The sequence below is a fragment of the Streptococcus gordonii genome, from assembly GCF_001553855.1.
Lineage (GTDB): Bacteria > Bacillota > Bacilli > Lactobacillales > Streptococcaceae > Streptococcus > Streptococcus gordonii.
This window is the reverse complement of record NZ_LQWV01000001.1, coordinates 135,914-156,953: the sequence shown is the minus strand read 5'-3', so window position 1 is coordinate 156,953 and position 21,040 is coordinate 135,914. Positions and strand designations below refer to the sequence as shown.

At 40.8% G+C, this 21,040-nt stretch carries 19 protein-coding genes, 1 tRNA gene and 1 pseudogene; 14 read left to right on the top strand and 7 right to left on the bottom strand.

Going from position 1 to position 21,040, the window contains the following annotated elements; genetic code table 11:
* Positions 1–45 precede the first annotated feature (45 nt).
* Together AWH02_RS00700 and AWH02_RS00695 are read right to left on the bottom strand one after the other, a co-directional pair.
* A complete protein-coding gene (locus tag AWH02_RS00700) occupies positions 46–513 on the bottom strand; it encodes a hypothetical protein (RefSeq protein WP_060553843.1) in 468 nt (155 codons plus the stop codon).
* 112 nt (positions 514–625) lie between these two features.
* Positions 626–1,168 carry a hypothetical protein gene (locus AWH02_RS00695; RefSeq protein WP_012130875.1) on the bottom strand — a complete coding sequence of 181 codons (543 nt, stop codon included), beginning with the start codon at positions 1,166–1,168 and terminating at the stop codon, positions 626–628.
* 166 nt (positions 1,169–1,334) lie between these two features.
* Between AWH02_RS00695 and AWH02_RS00690 the strand changes: the two genes are divergently transcribed.
* From AWH02_RS00690 to AWH02_RS00665, 6 genes are all read left to right on the top strand, one after another.
* Positions 1,335–5,723, top strand: a complete 4,389-nt coding sequence (locus tag AWH02_RS00690; protein ID WP_060553844.1) for a PolC-type DNA polymerase III — start codon at positions 1,335–1,337, stop codon at positions 5,721–5,723.
* A 152-nt stretch (positions 5,724–5,875) separates the two neighbouring features.
* On the top strand, positions 5,876–6,025 hold the full coding sequence (locus AWH02_RS11050; protein WP_008809826.1) for a hypothetical protein: 150 nt from the start codon (positions 5,876–5,878) through the stop codon (positions 6,023–6,025).
* Positions 6,026–6,200: 175 nt separating this feature from the next.
* Positions 6,201–9,053: an AAA family ATPase gene (locus AWH02_RS00685; protein WP_060553845.1), complete on the top strand. Its 2,853-nt coding sequence runs from the start codon at positions 6,201–6,203 to the stop codon at positions 9,051–9,053.
* Between the two features lie 249 nt (positions 9,054–9,302).
* Positions 9,303–10,544, top strand: a complete 1,242-nt coding sequence (locus tag AWH02_RS00675; protein WP_060553847.1) for an aminopeptidase — start codon at positions 9,303–9,305, stop codon at positions 10,542–10,544.
* A gap of 1 nt (position 10,545) precedes the next feature.
* Positions 10,546–10,794: a hypothetical protein gene (locus AWH02_RS00670; RefSeq protein WP_048809683.1), complete on the top strand. Its 249-nt coding sequence runs from the start codon at positions 10,546–10,548 to the stop codon at positions 10,792–10,794.
* Between the two features lie 3 nt (positions 10,795–10,797).
* Entirely contained in the window at positions 10,798–11,028 is a 231-nt protein-coding gene (locus tag AWH02_RS00665) for a GlsB/YeaQ/YmgE family stress response membrane protein (protein WP_045504405.1), read from the top strand.
* Between the two features lie 259 nt (positions 11,029–11,287).
* On the opposite strand, the gene AWH02_RS00660 is transcribed toward AWH02_RS00665, so the two are convergent.
* The gene (locus AWH02_RS00660; protein WP_048777210.1) at positions 11,288–11,899 is read right to left on the bottom strand and encodes a hypothetical protein; all 612 of its coding nucleotides are present in this window, start codon (positions 11,897–11,899) and stop codon (positions 11,288–11,290) included.
* A 179-nt stretch (positions 11,900–12,078) separates the two neighbouring features.
* Here AWH02_RS00660 and AWH02_RS11025 point away from each other — a divergent pair, with 179 nt between their 5' ends.
* Positions 12,079–12,312 (top strand): hypothetical protein, encoded by a 234-nt coding sequence (locus AWH02_RS11025; protein WP_170116143.1) that lies wholly within the window; start codon positions 12,079–12,081, stop codon positions 12,310–12,312.
* Between the two features lie 738 nt (positions 12,313–13,050).
* Here the strand turns inward: AWH02_RS11025 and AWH02_RS00650 are convergent.
* Together AWH02_RS00650 and AWH02_RS00645 are read right to left on the bottom strand one after the other, a co-directional pair.
* Positions 13,051–14,196 (bottom strand): low temperature requirement protein A, encoded by a 1,146-nt coding sequence (locus AWH02_RS00650; protein WP_060553848.1) that lies wholly within the window; start codon positions 14,194–14,196, stop codon positions 13,051–13,053.
* A gap of 314 nt (positions 14,197–14,510) precedes the next feature.
* On the bottom strand, positions 14,511–15,020 hold the full coding sequence (locus tag AWH02_RS00645; protein ID WP_060553849.1) for a helix-turn-helix domain-containing protein: 510 nt from the start codon (positions 15,018–15,020) through the stop codon (positions 14,511–14,513).
* A 206-nt stretch (positions 15,021–15,226) separates the two neighbouring features.
* On the opposite strand from AWH02_RS00645, the gene AWH02_RS10570 reads away from it, so the two are divergent.
* The 4 genes from AWH02_RS10570 to AWH02_RS00630 are packed head-to-tail and all read left to right on the top strand — an operon-like array spanning position 15,227 to position 17,773.
* Positions 15,227–15,409 carry a hypothetical protein gene (locus AWH02_RS10570; protein ID WP_002916824.1) on the top strand — a complete coding sequence of 61 codons (183 nt, stop codon included), beginning with the start codon at positions 15,227–15,229 and terminating at the stop codon, positions 15,407–15,409.
* 45 nt (positions 15,410–15,454) lie between these two features.
* Positions 15,455–16,432, top strand: coding sequence for a hypothetical protein (locus AWH02_RS00640; RefSeq protein ID WP_002896713.1), 978 nt, complete (start codon positions 15,455–15,457; stop codon positions 16,430–16,432).
* A gap of 11 nt (positions 16,433–16,443) precedes the next feature.
* Complete coding sequence (locus AWH02_RS00635) at positions 16,444–16,632, top strand: DUF3173 domain-containing protein (RefSeq protein WP_000369785.1); 189 nt, start codon at positions 16,444–16,446, stop codon at positions 16,630–16,632.
* A gap of 1 nt (position 16,633) precedes the next feature.
* Entirely contained in the window at positions 16,634–17,773 is a 1,140-nt protein-coding gene (locus AWH02_RS00630; protein ID WP_002911106.1) for a site-specific integrase, read from the top strand.
* Positions 17,774–17,859: 86 nt separating this feature from the next.
* Here the strand turns inward: AWH02_RS00630 and AWH02_RS00625 are convergent.
* Positions 17,860–17,932, bottom strand: a tRNA-Lys gene (locus AWH02_RS00625).
* A 265-nt stretch (positions 17,933–18,197) separates the two neighbouring features.
* Positions 18,198–19,466, bottom strand: coding sequence for a replication-associated recombination protein A (locus AWH02_RS00620; RefSeq protein WP_060553850.1), 1,269 nt, complete (start codon positions 19,464–19,466; stop codon positions 18,198–18,200).
* Between the two features lie 87 nt (positions 19,467–19,553).
* Here AWH02_RS00620 and AWH02_RS00615 point away from each other — a divergent pair, with 87 nt between their 5' ends.
* From AWH02_RS00615 to AWH02_RS00605, 3 genes and pseudogenes are all read left to right on the top strand, one after another.
* Entirely contained in the window at positions 19,554–20,024 is a 471-nt protein-coding gene (locus AWH02_RS00615) for a DUF3013 family protein (protein WP_060553851.1), read from the top strand.
* Between the two features lie 9 nt (positions 20,025–20,033).
* Positions 20,034–20,484 (top strand): annotated as a pseudogene (locus AWH02_RS00610) (NUDIX hydrolase).
* A complete protein-coding gene (locus tag AWH02_RS00605; RefSeq protein WP_060553852.1) occupies positions 20,481–20,951 on the top strand; it encodes a GNAT family N-acetyltransferase in 471 nt (156 codons plus the stop codon). The pseudogene AWH02_RS00610 and the gene AWH02_RS00605 overlap by 4 nt, the downstream one beginning before the upstream one ends.
* Positions 20,952–21,040 lie beyond the last annotated feature (89 nt).

The following is a 21,040-nucleotide window of genomic DNA, read 5'->3' as shown; positions in this document are numbered from 1 at the left end:
TGGTTAGTTGATCGTTAAAGACTGTTAGTCTAGAGAAGTAGCAATCTAGTTGTCTTCACTAGGGAAAGATTCACCAAAATGCAGTTCAGAGTATGGGGTCTCAAAATTACCTCCATCATAAGTTACCCTTACTGAAGTCATTCCGAAGTCAACGATTATTGGTTTTGCAGCTGTTATGAAGACGTAGCTATTACTGTTTTGTTTTATATCATAGAGTTTTACTGCTCCGTAAATGGAATCGGCAGAATAGCTATCTCCATTTTTAGTTGATTTGGTTATTTCAATGGTCTTCTTAGAAGGAGAGTAGGATAAATTATAGACTTCTTTTTTTCCGATGCCTTGAGTAATAAAAGTTTCGTGATCGTCACTTTTTGCTTGATAGTGAATAAAATTTTTATCAAAACTTTGCTGAGCGTTGTGCTTAACGAGAAATAAATTTACTCCCCATGCAGCTAAGCCTAAAATAAGAAGAGAAGCGACACCAATAAGAACAGTTTTTTTAGTTAAGTGCATAAAGACTCCTTGAAATTTATAGTAAAATAGAACAAAAGTTAATAACTGGTATTAGAAAATATACTAAAATTTATGAACAGGTATAAGTTTAAAAATTAATCAGAAAGCTTTTTTATTCTTCTTCGAGTCCTTGCCCCTTCAAATAATCAAAGACAACTTCTGGTTTATCTTGAAGTTTCCTGAAGAAAGTTTGACTACTTTCAGAGTCACTTGCTGATTGAATCAACTGTTCTTGATCTATTTTGCTGAGATCAAAGTCAAAAATGGCTATAGCGTTTTTCTTGTCTTCAGAAATTTTAAGATGAATTTTAAGTCCTTTTAGCTTTTCTTGATTTTCAATCATGGAACTTTTCTTAAGATCTTCACTATAAGATTTCTTTAATTCTTCAACACTCATTTTTTGACTTTCTTCAGGGATAGCCTGGCTGGAAATGAGTTGGAAAGATAGGATCTTGTCTTTAGTATAGAAAAGTTTGACTGAATTAGTATAATGCTCATCGATTTTTTTAGAAAAAGTTTTCGTCTGTGTCTTTTCTTCTTTGGTTTTACTTTGACTCTGACTTTGCTTGGGTGTATTTTCTTGCTTATTCTGACTGGTCGTGCTACAAGCAGTTAGGGTCAGTAGACAGATGCTAGCTAGTAAGATTTTCTTCACAGTTAAGACTCCTTTAGGTAAATGTTTTTTCTATTATATCATAACTTAGGATCAAGAAAAAAGTCTTGATAATTATATGGGGAGCTGAGCATTGCTCTGTCCTTTTTCTGTCGAAAAAAGTGCTGATTTATGGTAAAATAAGGTCACTACTGTACGAGGAAATGTCATGTCAAACAAGTTTGAAATTTTAATGAATCAGCTAGATATGCCACTGGAAATGAGAAATTCAGAGGCCTTTTTGAATGCAGAAATCGAGAAGGTTTTGCTCCACAAGGTCAGTCGGGTCTGGGAATTTCATTTTTCTTTTGCGGATATTCTACCCATTGAGATTTTTAGGGAATTGCAGAAGCGCTTAGATCAAGAGTTTTCGAAGACAGGCAACCAAGCTATTTTTGAAATTCATTGTCAGGCGCCTCAGATATCGGATGAGCTCTTGCAGGCTTATTACCAGCTGGCCTTTGAGGAAGGTCCATGTGCCAGCCATGGATTTAAGAGCCTTTATCAGGATTTGCAGGTTCATTTGGATGGGGACAAGTTGCTAATTGAAGGACCATCAACCATTGATACTGAGCATTTTCGCAAGAATCACCTACCAAATCTCAGTCGCCAGCTAGTCAAGTATGGTTTTCCTCAGCTGGCCTGTCAGGTTCAGCACAGCGATGAGTTAACCCAGCAACAGGCAGAGAATTTCCAGGCAGAAAATGACAAGATTGTTCAAGAAGCTAATGAAGAAGCTCTCAAAGCCATGGAATCTCTACAGCAAATGGCGCCACCGCCAGAGGAAAAACCAGCCTATGATTTCCAAGCTCGCAAGGCTGCGGCTAAACCAAAGCTGGACAAGGCAGAGATTACCCCTATGATTGAAGTTCAGACTGAGGAAAATCGTCTGGTCTTTGAGGGAATGGTCTTTGATCTGGAGCAGAAGGTTACTCGGACCGGCCGGGTCTTGCTTAACTTCAAGATGACAGACTATACTTCCAGCTTCTCCTTGCAGAAATGGATGAAAAACGAAGAAGAAGCCAAGAAGTTTGACATGATTAAGAAGGGTGCTTGGCTCCGCGTACGTGGAAATGTGGAGATGAACAACTTTACCCGTGACCTGACCATGAATGTACAGGATGTGCAGGAAGTTACCCACTATGAGCGCAAGGACTTGATGCCTGAGGGGCAGAAGCGGGTCGAGTTTCACGCCCATACCAATATGTCTACTATGGATGCTCTGCCTGAGGTAGAGGAAATCGTTGCAACGGCTGCCAAATGGGGCCACAAGGCTGTCGCCATTACCGACCATGGCAATGTGCAGAGCTTTCCCCATGGCTACAAGGCTGCCAAGAAGGCTGGTATCCAGCTGATTTACGGTATGGAAGCCAATATTGTAGAAGACCGGGTACCCATCGTCTACAATGAAGTGGATATGGAGCTGAGCGATGCGACCTATGTAGTCTTTGACGTGGAAACAACGGGTCTTTCAGCCGTCTACAATGACTTGATTCAGGTCGCTGCCAGCAAGATGCACAAGGGCAATATCATCGCTGAGTTTGATGAGTTTATCAATCCTGGGCATCCCCTGTCGGCCTTTACTACGGACTTGACTGGGATTACAGATGAGCATGTCCGCAATGCCAAACCACTGGAGCAGGTGCTCAAAGAATTTCAAGAATTTTGCAAGGACAGCATCCTCGTTGCCCATAATGCCACCTTTGACGTGGGCTTTATGAATGTCAATTATGAGCGTCATTGCCTGCCGAAAATTACCCAGCCAGTCATTGACACGCTGGAATTTGCCCGCAATCTTTATCCAGAGTACAAGCGTCATGGTCTGGGGCCTTTGACCAAGCGTTTCCAGATTGCTCTGGAGCACCACCACATGGCCAACTATGACGCGGAAGCGACGGGCCGTCTCCTTTTTATCTTTATCAAGGATGTGGCTGAAAAGCATGGTGTGACCAATCTCAAGGATCTGAATACGGATCTTGTCGATGAGAATTCTTACAAGAAGGCTCGGGTCAAGCATGCGACCATTTATGTAAAAAATCAGACGGGACTAAAAAATATTTTCAAGTTAGTCAGTCTGTCCAATACCAAGTATTTTGAAGGCGTACCGCGGATTCCACGGACCGTTCTGGACGCCCATCGTGAAGGCCTGATTCTGGGCTCTGCCTGCTCAGAAGGCGAAGTCTATGACGCTGTTGTCTCTCAGGGGGTGGATGCGGCTGTCGAAGTAGCCAAGTATTATGACTTTATCGAGGTTATGCCACCGGCTATCTATGAGCCACTGATTGCCAAGGAGCAAATCAAGGACCAGGAAGAACTGCAGACTATTATTCGCAATCTTATTGAGGTCGGAGACCGCTTGGGCAAGCCTGTCCTTGCGACGGGGAACGTGCACTATATCGAGCCGGAAGAAGAAATCTACCGGGAGATTATCGTCCGGAGTCTCGGTCAGGGAGCCATGATTAACCGGACCATTGGTCACGGTGAAAATGCCCAGCCGGCTCCGCTTCCTAAGGCTCACTTCCGGACCACCAATGAGATGCTGGACGAATTTGCCTTCTTGGGCGAGGACTTAGCTAAGAAGCTAGTCATCACCAATCCGAATCAGCTGGCGGAGACCTTTGAGCCGGTAGAGGTGGTCAAGGGCGACCTCTATACACCTTTCATTGATAAGGCCGAGGAGACGGTTGCCGAGCTGACCTATCAAAAAGCCTTTGAGATTTATGGTAATCCGCTGCCGGATATCGTAGACTTGCGGATTGAAAAAGAGTTGACCTCTATCTTGGGGAATGGCTTTGCCGTGATTTACCTGGCTTCACAGATGCTGGTGCAACGCTCCAATGAGCGGGGCTATCTGGTAGGCTCGCGTGGGTCTGTCGGATCTAGCTTTGTCGCGACCATGATCGGGATTACCGAGGTCAATCCTCTATCACCCCACTATGTCTGTGGCAAATGCCAATACAGCGAGTTCATTACGGACGGCTCCTATGGTTCTGGCTTTGATATGCCGGATAAGGACTGTCCAAAGTGTGGCCACAAACTTAGCAAAAATGGGCAAGATATTCCGTTTGAGACCTTCCTTGGATTTGACGGGGACAAGGTACCCGATATTGATTTGAACTTCTCCGGAGAGGATCAGCCTAGCGCTCACTTGGATGTGCGTGATATCTTTGGTGAGGAGTATGCCTTTCGGGCTGGTACCGTTGGTACCGTTGCAGCTAAGACAGCTTATGGATTTGTCAAGGGCTACGAGCGCGACTACGGGAAGTTCTACCGAGACGCCGAAGTTGAGCGTCTGGCGCAGGGAGCGGCTGGAGTTAAGCGGACAACTGGACAACACCCGGGCGGAATCGTTGTTATCCCTAACTACATGGATGTTTATGACTTTACACCGGTCCAATATCCAGCCGACGATGTGACAGCCGAGTGGCAGACTACCCACTTTAACTTCCATGATATCGATGAAAATGTCCTCAAGCTGGACGTTCTGGGGCATGATGATCCGACCATGATTCGGAAGCTTCAAGACTTGTCTGGTATTGATCCTACTGATATTCCTATGGATGATCCAGGTGTCATGGCCCTCTTTTCTGGAACAGATATTCTGGGTGTGACTCAGGAGCAAATCGGCACGCCGACTGGTATGCTGGGGATTCCAGAGTTTGGGACCAATTTTGTACGGGGCATGGTTGATGAGACCCATCCGACCACCTTTGCCGAGCTCTTACAGCTATCTGGTCTCTCTCATGGTACGGATGTTTGGCTGGGCAATGCTCAGGACTTGATCAAGCAAGGGATTGCGGACCTGTCTACCGTTATCGGTTGTCGGGACGACATCATGGTTTACCTCATGCACAAGGGCTTGGATCCTAAGATGGCCTTTACGATCATGGAGCGCGTGCGGAAGGGCCTCTGGCTGAAGATTTCTGAAGAAGAGCGCAATGGCTACATCGCAGCCATGAAGGAAAACAATGTGCCAGAATGGTACATCGAGTCCTGTGGAAAGATCAAGTACATGTTCCCCAAGGCCCATGCGGCAGCCTATGTTATGATGGCCCTGCGGGTGGCCTACTTCAAGGTGCATCATCCGATTTATTACTACTGCGCCTACTTCTCTATCCGGGCCAAGGCATTTGATATTAAGACCATGAGTGGCGGACTTGATGCTGTCAAGCGCCGAATGAGCGAAATCGCTGAAAAACGCAAGAACAACGAGGCTTCCAATGTAGAAATTGACCTTTATACGACTTTGGAAATCGTCAATGAAATGCTGGAGCGGGGCTTCAAATTTGGAAAGCTGGATCTCTACAAGAGCCACGCGACCGAGTTTCTCATCGAAGGAGATACACTTATTCCACCGTTCTCTGCTATGGACGGTTTGGGTGACAACGTTGCCCGCCAAGTGGTCAGAGCACGGGAAGAAGGCGAATTCCTCTCTAAGACAGAGCTCCGCAAACGCGGTGGTCTCTCTAGCACCCTAGTCGAAAAAATGGACGATATGGGAATCCTGGGCAATATGCCTGAGGATAACCAGTTGAGTCTGTTTGATGAGTTTTTCTAAAATAATTCAAAATGATTTTAAGTTGTCTATGAAGCGTGAACTTAAGGAAAACTTATTAGAAGAAGTTTTGAGTTTTCTGATTGTCAATCTTCTAACTACTAGCCCGGAAGCGCAAATCTTGTATCTGGATCAGGAGTAAGAAAGGGGAAAAAATGAGATTTAGTATTGTAGCAGAAGATAAACCAGCTCAAAAATCGTTTAGTTATCAATTAGAGCTAGACACGGATACGATCATAAAAGTAACCGGCTTGGTCTGCTCCACTGTAGTTATGGTAACTCTCTTGTCTCTCTTTAAAGATTAGATCAAAACCTCTATTTTCAAAAAAAGGAAAATAGAGGTTTTTAAGTTTTATAACCGCTTCTAGATGTTTTCATTGAACCTGGATTGTGTTACAATTTTTAGTGTGTAGAATTTCGTAAATGAGCTGATAAATCAGTGAGTTTTTATTGGTAATCAGAAGAAAAGAGGAGAAGAGTGTGGCGAAATATTTAGTAGGTCCTTACAACAATAGTTGGAATTTTATGGATGCTTATAACAAAGCTCAGAATGGGGACATCATCGAGTTTGAAGATGGATACGCTTTTCAATGGCCGACCAATCAGGAAATTGTAATTGATAAGGAGCTACATTTTGTAGGGCAAGTGGTTTCTAATCCAAATGGCAATGGCCAAATCTTTAAGAATACCATTGAAGCGGCTTTCCGATTTGTAGCAGGAGCAAAGGTCACCTTTGAAAATTTGTGTTTTAAAATCACGGGGAATTATTCTACCCTCCTGTTATGGAGTGGATCTGAAGTCACTTGTAAGCAGGTTTGTTTTGAAATTAGCACCCAAAACAATCAGAACTTTTTTCTATATGCAGACACGCATTCTAAACTAATCTTAACTGATATAGAAATGAAGGTTCCCGAAAAACACGATGCTTCAATCGGTATTGTGGCTTCAGAATTATCAATCAGTCATTCAAGGATTTTGTCTAGAATCGATCTATCAGATGGAGCTAGGTTGACCTTAGAAACCGTCGACCTTGAAAAATATGATATTAATACGATCAGTGCGACTAACTCAGAAGTGATTCTCAAAAACTCTACTGTTAAAGGTGGGAATCTTGAAATGGATTATCCACCAGTTTGGTTAGATAATGTAGTCTGGAAATCTGAGAACTGCAAAATCGAATTGCCTGGTGGGACTGCGGTTTGCCTTAATAATAACGTTCAATTCAATTCTGATTCGGATTGCATTACGTCCTTGAATTCGTACGGAAGTATGCTTCGAGCTCATCAAGCCACTTTCACAGAATTTTTATGCATTTATGACCTATCGTTCGCGGCTTTGACAGGAGAAACTACTTTCCTTGCGGAAAATGCTCAAAGAATTTCATTCGGTGCTTTTTCGGATAGTGTAGTGATGGCGGACCAGATGGTCTTCCATAAAATTGCCGATCCAAATATTCGACTTCAAAGTTCTGCCTATGTAAAGGCAGACGCCGTTACTTATACACAGGGAGATGCGCGTGATCTGATAACTGAGATTGAGGATGGCTGTGATTATCTTGTAGGCAGAGAAGTGGCTAAAGCTAATCCGCAAACACCTTCTTCAGGCACTGCATCTGATGCAACTGTTCCAACTACTACAGCAACTGCTTCTGAACAAGAAAAGAAACGCGATGCACTGGAAGAACTCAATAGCCTGATTGGTCTTGAGAAGGTCAAACATGAGATCAAAAAAATGATCAACATGGTAGAATTTAACAAAAAGCGGATCGCAAATGGCAAGGCTCCTGAAAAGCAAACGCTACATGCAGCCTTCATGGGAAATCCTGGTACAGGGAAGACGACCGTTGCCCGCCTCTTGGGAGAAGTTCTCTTTGAGGCAGGTGTCCTTTCCGGTAAGGAATTTCGTTTTGTCGAAGCGACTGAGTCAGACTTAATCTCCTCTAATGTTGGAGGGACAGCTGAGCAGACCCAGGCTCTTCTTGAAAAAGCTCGTGGTGGGATCCTCTTTATTGATGAAGCTTATAGTTTGGATAAAAAAGACAGTGATGTCGACTTTGGGATCGAGGCCATCAATACCATCCTTAAATTTATGGAGGACAATCGTGATGAGATCATGATTATTTTTGCCGGCTATACCAAAGAAATGGAGGAGTTCTTAAAGACTAATCCAGGACTCCGTTCGCGTGTCCCTAATAACTTCATCTTTGAGGATTTCACCGGAGATGAAATTGTCCAACTGGGTGAAATGATCTTGAACAAGGGAGACTATAAGCTCGAAGACCGCGATTACTATGCTCGTCATGTCAAGCGGGCCTACGATGGATCATTGGATAAGAGCAATGGTCGCTGGATTCGTAATCTAGATGAGCAATTGACCAAGACTATGGCAGACCGAGTGGTGGCTCAAGGTTCAGATGATATCGAGACCATCCTTAATATCGACATTGATGCTGTTCTCAATCAAGGCAAGTACCAGGTAGGGGCAGACAAAGAAGAAGATGGTATGGTAGCTCTCAACCGCTTGGTTGGAATTGCAAAAGTGAAAGAGCAAGTCGAACAGTTTGTAGCCATGGCTGAGTTCAATCAAAAACGAGCAGAGCAAGGTGGTCTTGTGGAAGATACAACGCTGCACTCGCTCTTTCTTGGAAACCCTGGTACAGGGAAGACGACTGTTGCTCGCATTTTGGGGAATATTCTCTTCCAAAAAGGGGTCATCAAGCAGAAGAAATTCATCGAAGTATCTAGAAGCAATCTGGTTGGTGGCTACCAAGGCCAAACAGCCTTAAAGACGCGTGAAGTCTTAGAAAGTGCGCTAGGTGGGGTCCTCTTCATCGATGAAGCTTACACGCTCTACACTGGTCAGAATGATGATTTCGGGAAGGAGGCCTTGGATGAAGTCCTCAAATTTATGGAGGATCACCGTCGAGATATCGTCATTATCTTTGCTGGTTATACTAGGGAGATGCATGACTTCTTGCAAGTCAATTCAGGATTGCAAAGTCGGATTCCAAATGTCTTTGACTTTGAGGACTATAATCCAGATGAGATTGTAGAGATCGGTCTCATGGGATTACGCAAGCAAGGCTACCAAGTCAATGAAGCTCTCTATGGAGAAATTGTGAAAGGAAATTATTTGCGTGCCAATGACCACAGTAACGGTCGCTGGGTTCGAAATCTCAACGAAAAACTTTTACGACAAGTATCAACTCGTGTAACACGTGAAGGAAGTACAGACTACAATTCCATTTTGGATCAAGATTTGGAAGCCTTGAGGGAGAATGGAAATTCAGAACATCCTCATATGGTAGATGACCAAGGCTATGTCATTCCCTAATCCTCAGCTTTCAAAAATCCAAACGTCTGAAACATTCTTGATTCAGGCGTTTTTCTCATCGTAGGAAGTCTTGTATAAGCTTTAAATAATAGACTTGATTTTTAATATTCTAGCAGAGAAAAAAGTATTCAAGGCAGAGAAAAAAGTATTCAAGACGGAAGGAAAGGCACTTTCTGTTGTAAGGATTCTGCAGGAGGCGTGTACTTATGGTATACTAGGAAGAGAATATTGCTTATTAAGGAGAAAAAAATGGTTTTACCAAATTTTAAAGAAAACTTAGAAAAATATGCTAAATTATTGGTGGCTAATGGTATCAATGTGCAGCCAGGGCACACGGTAGCGCTCAATATTGATGTAGAGCAGCGTGAATTAGCCCACTTGATTGTCAAGGAGGCTTATGCTCGGGGTGCTCACGAGGTCATCGTCCAGTGGGCGGATGATTTGAGTACGCGGGAGAAATTCCTCCATGCGCCGATGGACCGCTTGGACAACATCCCTGACTATAAGGTGGCTGAGATGAACTATCTTCTAGAAAAGAAAGCCAGTCGTTTGGGTGTCCGTTCATCTGACCCAGGTGCTTTGAATGGCGTGGATGCTGAGAAATTATCAGCTTCTGCTAAGGCCTTGGGACTAGCTATGAAACCGATGCGAATCGCAACCCAATCCAATAAAGTCAGCTGGACAGTCGCTGCAGCAGCTGGTACTGAGTGGGCTAAGAAGGTCTTTCCAAATGCAGCCAGCGATGAGGAAGCAGTAGATCTTCTCTGGGATCAGATTTTCAAAACCTGTCGGGTCTATGAGGATGATCCAGTTGCGGCTTGGAAGGCTCATGAAGAAAAACTCAGCTCAAAAGCGAAGATTTTAAATGAAGAGCAATTTTCTGCTCTCCACTACACAGCGCCGGGAACTGACTTGACATTGGGCTTGCCTAAGAACCATCACTGGGAGTCAGCTGGCAGTCTCAATGCTCAGGGCGAATATTTCATTGCCAATATGCCGACAGAAGAGGTCTTTACAGCACCGGACTTCCGTCGAGCTGATGGTTATGTGACCAGTACCAAGCCTCTCAGCTATAATGGCAATATCATCGAAGGCATCAAAGTGACCTTTAAGGATGGCCAGATTGTAGATATTACCGCTAAAAAGGGTGACCAGGTTATGAAGGATCTTGTCTTTGAAAATGATGGTGCGCGTGCTTTAGGTGAATGTGCCTTGGTACCAGATCCAAGCCCGATTTCTCAGTCAGGCATTACTTTCTTCAATACTCTCTTTGATGAAAATGCATCTAATCACTTGGCTATCGGAGCTGCTTATGCGACTAGTGTAGTGGGCGGAGAGAATTTCTCCGAAGAAGAGCTGGAGGCAGCAGGTCTCAACCACTCGGATGTCCATGTGGACTTTATGATTGGCTCTAACCAGATGGATATCGACGGTATCCGCGAAGACGGTAGCCGTGTAGCAATCTTTAGAAATGGAGACTGGGCAATTTAAGATGACAGGACTTATTTTTGTATTGATTTTCACTTTGCCGGCTTGTTTACTGACGACAGCTGTAGCAGTCATATTGACGCCGTTTGAGAAGCCCAAACAATGGAAATTAAAATTGTTGGTCAGCTTAATCGGTGCCCTTCTTGGCTTGGTTGTCTTTTTCCCTATCTTTAAAATTTTTGCTTCCTTTGTTGGCTCAGTAATTTCCTTGGCCATCCTTTGGTTGGTTCAACGATTTAAAAAGGAGGGTTAGGTCATGCTTGGAAGTATGTTAGTTGGTTTTATCATTGGTCTAATAGCTGCCGCAATTACCAATAGAGGCGAGCGGATGGGATGCATCGGCAAGATGATTTTGGGCTTACTTGGAGCATGGATAGGTCAAAGTCTTTTTGGGACCTGGGGGCCTCTTCTCCATGACACAGCTGTAGTACCCTCTATCTTAGGTGCAGTGATTCTATTAGCAATTTTTTGGAGTCGAGACAGTTAAACTTTGATTCAAAAATCCCTTGAAATTATTTCTAGGGATTTTTTGGTAGATATGAAATGTAGTAGATTACTTTATAAGAACCTTAACAAAAATCCAAAAAGAAGCAGAGAAAAATTTGGGATAGTAGGTACAGGTACTTTCTACGAACAGATTTTTACAAGAACACATTAAAAAATAGAAGAAAGGATTTGACTTCCTTCCTTCTTTTTTGTTGCAGAGCTTACTGTCAATCGAACCGTGAAATAAATGCGTAGAGTGTTTAATCTTTCTTTTCTTTAACGTATGCTTTGATTTTATCTTTTAGTCGATTTTGAGCTTTTATATTTATTATATCTGTTACTTCATCACTATCATAAGGATCGATGAAATCTATGAGAGCTAAATCGTCTGACCATTGTTTAATATTAATAGGTTCGAAGAATTTTAAAAATAGAGCTTCGAGCATGAGACTATTGATTTCTTCTTGTGTAGGAATTGGTGGTTCATATTGTTTTTCTATATATTTCTTATATTCATCAAGATCATAGTTTTCCATTGATAGTGTTAGTTTTGTTTCAACTTCATCTATATGTTCTTTTATAATATTTAAATTATTTTCTTGTGTTTGTTCTATTTCTAGTCGTTCGTGTTCTGGCAGGAGTTTCAATAAGTATGGGCGAACTGCTTGATGTAGTTCGTATAATTGAGCGTTGGTGAATACTTTGGTTTTAGATCGATCAATTAATCTTGTTTCAGCTTTCTCCCAAATACCTAGTTCTTTTAATGTTCTAACGAACTTAGTTCTCATTTTCATCAGTGTTTTTTGATCTTTTTTTAAATTTAATTTTGTACATTGTTCATCTATAAATTGGGTTAGTGTTGTATATTGCATTTTGCTTTTCTCCTTATTTTTGTATATCGATATAGATAAATTATATATCGAAACCACATAAAAGTCAATCAAAACAACGAATCGATGAACAAAAAAGTCTTGACAAGATGTATTGTGTGCTGTATAATGTTAAATATAATAAACTAGAAAGTGAGGTGAAAAAAATGAACGTCCTTAGAATGACGAATATTGAGTTAATTAGAGAAAGAGATGTTCTTTCGGAAGCTCTAGAATCAACTATTGAAAATCGTAAAAACTCAGATAATAATGTACGTAAATACTATAAAATGAACGATTTATCCGAATCAAAAAAATGGGCAGATAAACGGGATGAATTTATTAAAGAAGCCCGTCGTTTGAGAAATCAACTGTTAACTGTGCTAAATGAACTTTCGAATCGAAGATTGAATTGATCATTCAAACATGATATAATAAAAACATCCAATGAATTAATAAAAATCCAAAACAACCATATAGAATTGCTTCGTTTACACCTGAATAAATAAGTTTTTAATGTCATATTTCTATCCTTACTTAAAAATTCCAAATATTTCTTCACCAATTATTTTTCTTTGATGCTTAAGCGCAATATAAGATAATAAAATTTCTATTTTCGTCTGGTTCTCCTTATATACGATATTTACACTATTCACTATTAGTGAGTTTTTTAAAAAGTATTATATCATAATGTACTAGACAAGAGGGAATTCTTAATAAATTTGATGAAGCAAGAAAAGTTTTATCATTACTCGCTACAAAATTTGGTACAAAAAACAAATTGACATCAAAAAAGCCTTGGTTTACAAGGCTTTTTTTCTATATTTCTATGCCCCCTGCATGAATTTGTAAGAACTTTTCATATTGAAAATAAACAAAAATGTTGAAATATAGCTGATTTTAGGGAAATACTTTTAGGTATTTTCAATGTCAGGATTTAAAAATGGGGCAAAAGTGGGGCAAAAACAAATTAACGAAAAAAATATCGAGTTCGTGCATCAAGTAAATGATAAATTGCAAGAATAAGTGCAACATTTACTCGAACTCATCCTCTAGAGCTTCACTAGCAGTTCTGTAAGCTAAACATTTTCGTGGTCGGTGATTGATATCATATAAAGCCTTGGTTCCCAAAGCTTTTTTATGTTATAAACTCATTAAAAGAACCCCCAGTTAGATTTGGAATATTTTTTATTCTGTGTCACATAAAAATAAATAAAATGAATGGCTATAGCTAGAGCGAAGATGGTTGCAATACTCAACACTGTTATAGGATTAGAAGCGAAAAGCAAAGAGAGAATCAAGGCAACCAGATAGAGTGTCGCTTGAGCACAGTAGTAACTTCTCGGATAGCGAAGATAGTTTTTGTTATAGGGCCCATTTGCTAGGACAGCAGCTTGGAAGAGGCCAATTCCGATATAAAAGAAGCTGATTGCAACGAGAAGATTAGCCTCGGGATTCAGGAGATAACCCATCGAAACTGTCATCAACATAAGCCCGATGAAAATAGGATAGTGACTATAAATTACAAATAATCCCTTTTGACTAGATCCTTCATCAATAGCATGGTCAAATTCGCCAAAATAAAACAAGAACAGGGAAAGCATGATAACGAAATTGAGAACCGAATAAATCGAGAAATTCTCGACTGTAAAGAAGCTAGCTAGCCCAACAACCATCTCTCCAAACGTAATAATGACAAGAAGGGAGACGCGCTCGATTAAATGGGGAAGATTTACCTGGAAATGCTCATCTTTAGTAATCAAGAAAATTGGCACAATAAATGTTAGCAGAATACTAGCAATAAAGATATAGACTCCAACGTAAATAGGAAAAAGAGCTGCCAGATAGACTCCTAAACTTCCTAGACCTGTTAACCATAGAAAACCTTTGATACTTTCCCGATCAGTATTATCGGTTGATTCTCTAAAAAACTCAACCAAATATTGAAAAAATAAGGTAAGGGTCAATGTACCAACAGCCCAACAGGTATAATAGAACCATTGTTGCCAATTGTATCCAATCATATTGGACATAAAGAGCATAAGTCCCATGTTGATAAACATGATTACCATGTTAAATAACGAGTTTGTTCCATAGCGATTGGTATAAATGGTTTGAATCATCCAGGAATTGATGATAACCATGACAGAGATGAAGAAATCAAGTAAAGAATCCCAAGCCACAACACCGCTATGAAGAGGGTGAATTAAAGCAGTTGCTTTTGAAATTGCAAAAACAAACACTAGGTCATAAAATAGTTCTGAAAATTCTACACGTTTATGTTTAATAAGAGTTGTCATCTTAAGTCCTTTCTATTCTAGAAGTACAATTTATTATAACAGAAAATGGTAATGAGAGAAAAAGGATATGCTTAAATAATTTCATGTGGCGCGAATTGTAAAAACCTTGGACACATTTACCTCATGTACCAACTTACAGGCGGAGTGTTTGATGATTGGTAATAAAGAATGGGTGTTGAAACATTCAAGTTATTATCATACTGAGAAAGATGGAACAACAAAACGAGTTGAGTTCAATGCAACTAAGCAACCGGAAGAACTGAAGAATAAGATTATACAATAGAAAAAGCGAGCCTAAAACTCGCTTTTTTTATTTAATCTAATAGCTCCTTATTTTCAATTAAGAGTTCTAGTGGAGATTTATCTCTTGCTTCAATAAAACCAGGTTCATATTGGGTATGAAGTGTTCTTTTCTGAGAAGTTGGATCAATATACAACTCTTTTCCATCTTCTGTGTATAGTTGGTTGCCTCTTGTTAGGTAAAGTAAATCCTCTAAGTACTGTCCATCAGTATGTAGGAAATGCTCGATGTATTTAACAGCTTTTAAGATTTCACTTACTTTATCAGAGTATTCATTAGATTCAAGAACACTCTTTTCTAACTCAATCTCTTTACTCGTTCCAAAGAGTTGGGTTGGAGTTGCATTAAAATATTCTGCTATCTTATCCAAATTTGCAAAGGTAGGATAGCTTTTTTGTTTTTCGTAATCAGAGATGGACTGTTTACCGATTCCTAAATCTTCAGCTAGTTGAGTTTGGCTTACTCCTTTTTCTATGCGTAGTCGTGCCAAATTGGGTCCAAAATTTTGAATCATAAAGGTCATGGGAAACTCCTATTTTTATTTTTAACTTATTTTATCACCTATAAACTTACAAATCAAGTTTTTAGTTGACTAACTAAAATATTTTTTATAAAATATATTTATAACTTAAAAATAAGTTATAAACGATAAAAATAGCTCATAAGTTTAGGAACAGTGAGTGAGGAGGAAGTTGAGGACGAGACTATGACTTACGACTATTCGAAGCCTTGGAGCTAGAAATTGTGTGGACAAGGACAAGGGACGAGCCTGACGGGAAGTCAGGCGAAGTCCTGCAGACTGCCGTCCAGACAATTTCTAGCCAAGCAAAAGCTGGCTATTCTAACAGCCAGCAAAAAGGGACACTTAGGGCAACGCCCAAAGAACGACGGAACGAGCAATCGTTGATTTGACGGTGTTTCTGAAACCTAAAAAATCTAAAAGAAGGGGGGACAATTTTGTTGGTTTCTATACAAGATTTAAGAAGTATTCAAGAACGATGTGATGTAGGAGAATTAGTACAGCGGTTAGATGTCAGTATTGATAGATTAACGGTTATCTGGGATACAGACATTGGTTCCCTAAGACAAATTTTTAAAAATCTGAAACAGGCAATAAGTACAAGAGTTGATTCATTTGAAATACATGATAACGTACGAGATGATGTATTTACTTTAGCTAAAGATTTTAATGAGTATGATTCAATCAATATTATATTTTTTCAATTATCCACTTATGGAAATGAACAATTGATTCGAATTGATTTCAATCCTAATACTTTAAAAGAATTTGATGGAATGAAAGTATGGAGGCAATTAATGTACTTTGCTAGATTGAATTCATTGACAGTACGTTTGTCTCGTTTTGATTTGGCATTTGACATTTTCAATAGGCCTGAAATCGTTAATTTGCAACATATTAAAGGTGGTGTTACCCATAAGGTCTTCTATGGTAGAGGGGGTGAATTAGAGACGAAATATTGGGGTTCTAGCGGTAGTAATGTACAAGTTAGGTTATATGATAAGAATAAAGAAATCATTGCTCACAAGCGCGATGAGAAGCTAGATTTGGCTGTAAATCCGTTTTGGTGGAGACTGGAATTCCAACTTAGAACCAAAGCGATTGGTGAGGAGATGGTCCAAGATGTTATGAATCGACTTGATAATTTCGGATTTTATAAGCTAGAACATATTCGAGTGGAGCAAAGAGCATTTACAATTATCTTTCTCAACAATCCTGAACTGTTATCATTGGCTTTTCCAAATTTAAAATCAGACAGCATCAAAAAGAAAAAAACAAGAGTCCGCAAACTATTGAGAGAAGAAACGAACCAATTTGCGGAAGAATTAAAAGAAGTATTAATACAGAATCTCCCTAAATTAAATGCAGAATTACAACTACTTGTAGGCGAGTTTCTGAATTTAGAAAATAAATAAGGAGGATAACTATGGACAATAATTTAATTAGTAACAAAGAATTAATTGAAATGGGCTATCGCCCTCATACAGCAAATGATATCATTCATCAGGCAAGAGAATTACTTGTCTCACGAGGCTATACATTTTATAATCGCAAACGTTTGATGGTTGTTCCAAAAAGTGTTGTAAATGAGATTCTAGGAACTGAGGTGGCGTAATATGGCAAGTGTTCGTTATCGAAAGCGAGGAGATAGTAATTTATGGACCTATGAAATTCGTAGCGAAGGGAAAACTGTTGTTCATAATAGCGGTTTTAAAACAAAAAAACTTGCAGAGTCAGAAGCTGAACCGATTCTGCAAGAACTTCGTTTAGGAAAAAGAATTTCTAGAGATATTTCTCTTGTAGATCTGTATCAAGAATGGCTTGAACTAAAAATTCTACCGAGTAGTAGGTCGGAAGAGACAAAGAAAAAATATCTTCTCCGTAAAAACACAATTGAAAGATTATTTGGAAATAAAAAAGTCACTCAAATTCGTGCGAGTGAATACCAAAGAATTATGAATAAGTATGGACAAACAGTTGGTAGAAATTTTCTTGGTAGATTGAATACTGGGATTCATCAGAGCATCCAAATGGCAATTGCAGACAAAGTTCTAATAGATGATTTTACACAACATGTCGAGTTATTTTCATCCAAAGAACAACAGATGACAGAAGAGAAATATTTACATACAGAAAAGGACTATCTGGATTTACTTTTAGCAGTAAAGAGAAAATTTGATTACCAACGTTCAATTGTTCCTTATATTGTCTATTTTCTATTAAAAACAGGCATGAGGTTTGGAGAGTTAATAGCGTTAACTTGGAATGAAGTTGACTTTGACAGAGGACTGCTAAAAACATATAGGAGGTTTAATACCCTTTCTCATAAATTTGTTCCTCCAAAAAATAAAACGTCTATTCGGATGGTACCGATAGACGAAGAATGTATTAAGATATTACAAGTCCTAAAAATTGAACAGGAGAAGGCTAATAAAGAGCTAGGAATCAAGAATAGGTATAAAATGATTTTTCAGCATTATGGATATATTCACTTGGTACCAGATATTGCAAGTGTCAATAAAGCTTTGAGTGTTCTTTTAAATGAATTAGATATTTATCCAATTATCACGACAAAAGGAGCACGTCATACCTATGGAAGCTACCTCTGGCACAAAGGATTTGACCTTGGAGTTATTGCAAAAATTCTAGGGCATAGAGATATTTCAATGTTAGTAGAAGTATATGGACACACTTTAGAAGAGAAAATTTTTGAAGAATTTAATCAAATTAGAGATGTTTGGAAAGATTGCTCATAAAAAAATGTGGGGCAAATGATGGGGCAAATCAGTTATAGACAAGCAAAAAAGCCTTATAAATCAAGGCTTTTTCCTGTTGATTTAGATGCCCCCTGCAGGGCTCGAACCTGCGACCCATAGATTAAGAGTCTACTGCTCTACCAACTGAGCTAAGGAGGCAACAGAAAAAGCTGTATTGGTGCCGGACCTTCACGATTTGTATTGAACCCGCGCAATTAAGCAGGTGGGCAACTCGCTCTAACTGAAGCTGCTTCCGCGTGATACGGCCTGCATGCTGTTAGAAGTCTTTTGTTTCCCTAATAATACAAAAAATAGTCGGTCAACACTTAAGTGTGAAGTCGTACACCACAGCGTTTCTATAATTATAATACCATAAATTTTGAAAAATTCAAGAGAAAAACATGATTTTTTGCAAACGATACCATCATTTTTTGAGCTGATCAATCTTATCCTTTGTCATTCCAAGGGCTCGCTCGTATTTGCCGTTTTCGTTAGGCGTGAAATAATTGGCGTCTTTTATCTTATCGGGCAGGTAGTCCTGCTTGACCCAATTGCCAGGATAGGAGTGAGGGTAGAGATAGTCCTGTGCGTTGCCTAATTCCTTGCTTCCGGCATAGTGGCCATCACGTAAGTGGCGTGGGATGGGCAGATTTCCATTCTTTCTTAGGTCGGCCAAGGCCTTGTCCATAGCCACGTAGGCTGAGTTGGACTTAGGAGAAAGTGCCAAATCAATGACAATATTGGCAATAAGGATACGGGCTTCAGGAAAGCCAATCCGCTGAGCCGCTTCTAGAGCTGTAACGGTATGGACTTGGGCGTCAGGATTTGCTAGGCCAATATCCTCGTAAGCAATAACGGTCAGGCGTCGAGCTAGGCTAGGCAGATCTCCTGCCTCAACGAGCCGAGCTGCGTAGTGGAGGCTGGCATTGACATCGGAGCCACGGATGGACTTCTGCAGGGCAGAGAGGACATCGTAATGGCCGTCCCCGTCCTTATCCATGGTGATGTAGCTCTTTTGTAGGCTGTTTTCCATGACATCAAGTGTGATGTGGCGAATGCCCTTGTTATCTTCTGGGGTAGAGAGTACGGCTAAATCCAGTGAATTATAAGCAGAGCGCAGGTCTCCGTTGGTAGAGATGGCAATGAAATCCAGAGCATCATCGTCTAGCTCCACTGGGAAATCAAATCCTCTTTCCTTATCTGTCAAGGCTAGCTGAATGGCTGTCCGGATGTCGTCGTTGCTGAGGGGTTCAAGCTCAAATATCTGAACCCGACTTCGGATGGCTGGGGTGACAGAAAAGAAAGGATTTTCTGTCGTCGCTCCAATCATGATGACCAGACCGCTTTCTAATAGTGGCAGGAGAAAGTCTTGCTTGGTCTTGTCCAAGCGATGAATCTCATCCAGTAGGAGCACCAGTCCGCCGGAAAATTTCGCTTCTTCAGCGATCTCTTGCAGGCGCTTCTTGCTATCTACCGTGGCGTTAAAGGTCCGAAAGGCGAACTTGGTTGTGCCGGCAATAGCTGAGGCGATGGAGGTCTTGCCGATGCCGGGTGGCCCGTAGAGAATCATCGAGGACAGGCGGTTGGCTTCAACCATGCGACGGATGATTTTCCCGGGTCCGACCAGATGTTGCTGGCCGATGATCTGATCAATATCGGTAGGACGCATGCGCAGGGCGAGGTTTTCTGGCATAAGATTTCCTTTCTGCAAGTGTTTTTCTTGGCTTTTTGTGTTACTATTGTAGATAGTAATATTTTATCACAATGAAAAGAGGAAATCATGGCTAAGTACGGTTTTTTGGAGATATTGGACGAGGAAATGGGGAAGAGCTTTCCTTTTGACTATGAGATAAACTGGGACAAGAAGAATCATGCAGTCGAGGTCGCCTTTCTCCTTGAGGTGCAAAATCCAGGCAGGATTGAGACGGTTGATGCTGAGGGCAATGCCTCGGCTGAGGATATTTACTTTGAGGAAGCCGTGCTTTTCTATAATCCGACCAAGTCTCGTTTTGAGGCAGAGGATTATCTGGCTGCCTTGCCCTATGAGCCGAAGAAGGGGCTGTCACGGGAGTTTCTGGCTTATTTCGTGGATTTCCTAACCCAAACAGCTGAGTCTGGCCTAGATGCACTCATGGACTTCTTAGCAGATCCAGAGGCGGCAGAGTTTGAGATAGCTTGGAATGCTGAGGCTTTTGAAAATGGCAGAGCAGATTTGATTGAGACGGATTTCTATTCATATCCGAGGTATTAGGAGGCGCTGATGGCAAATGCAAAAGGGCTAGATTTATTGCACAAACAGCTGGAGTTTTCTGGCTGTAAGATTGCCTTGCTTTGTGATAATAGGCTACTGACCATCTTGCGAGACGATATTTCAACCATCCCTTGGCCCAATATGTGGGAGCTGCCGGGTGGTGGCCGCGAGGGCGAGAACCCCCTTTGAATGTGTCCAAAGAGAGGTTTTTGAAGAGCTTGGTCTGAAGCTTGAAGAAACGGATATTGTCTGGGCTAAGGAATATCAAGGAATGCTTGATCCAGACAAAACCTCTATTTTTATGGTGGGAACCATCACTCAGGAAGAATGTACCAGTATCGCCTTTGGAGATGAGGGACTGGCTTATCAGATGATGGATGTAAGCCAGTTTTTAGCAGATGAAAACGTTATTTCGCAGTTGCAGGACAGGTTGAGCGATTATTTGGAGGTGCGAGTATGATTCATATTGAGCGGGCAGGAGCTGAGGATCTTGAGACCATTATTGCCATTCAGAGAGCGAGTTTTAAGGCCGTTTATGAGAAATATCAGGATCAATACGACCCCTATCTGGAGGAGCGTGAGCGGATTCGCTGGAAACTGGTTGAGAGTCCCAATAGTTTTTATTATTTTGTCAAAGACGACGAGAAGATTCTTGGCTTTATTCGCTTGAATACAAATGATGAACAGACAGCGGGCTGGATTGGAACAGTGGCGATTTTGCCAGAGCACCAGAATAAAGGATATGGCTCTGAGGGGCTCTCTCTGATTGAGGGGACATTCTCTACCATTATGAAATGGGATTTGTGTACGGTTTTCCAGGATAAAGGCATGGTGGCTTTTTATGAGAAAAATGGCTATCATCAGACCCATACTGAGCCCGAAAAAGAGGGCATGGATATGGTCTATATGACGAAGACAATGAAATAAACAAAGAAAGGATTGTTCAGTTAAATTTCTAAACTGAACCCGCCCTAAATACTGTGCCAAAAATAAAAGTTTCTCTTAGACGCAAATGT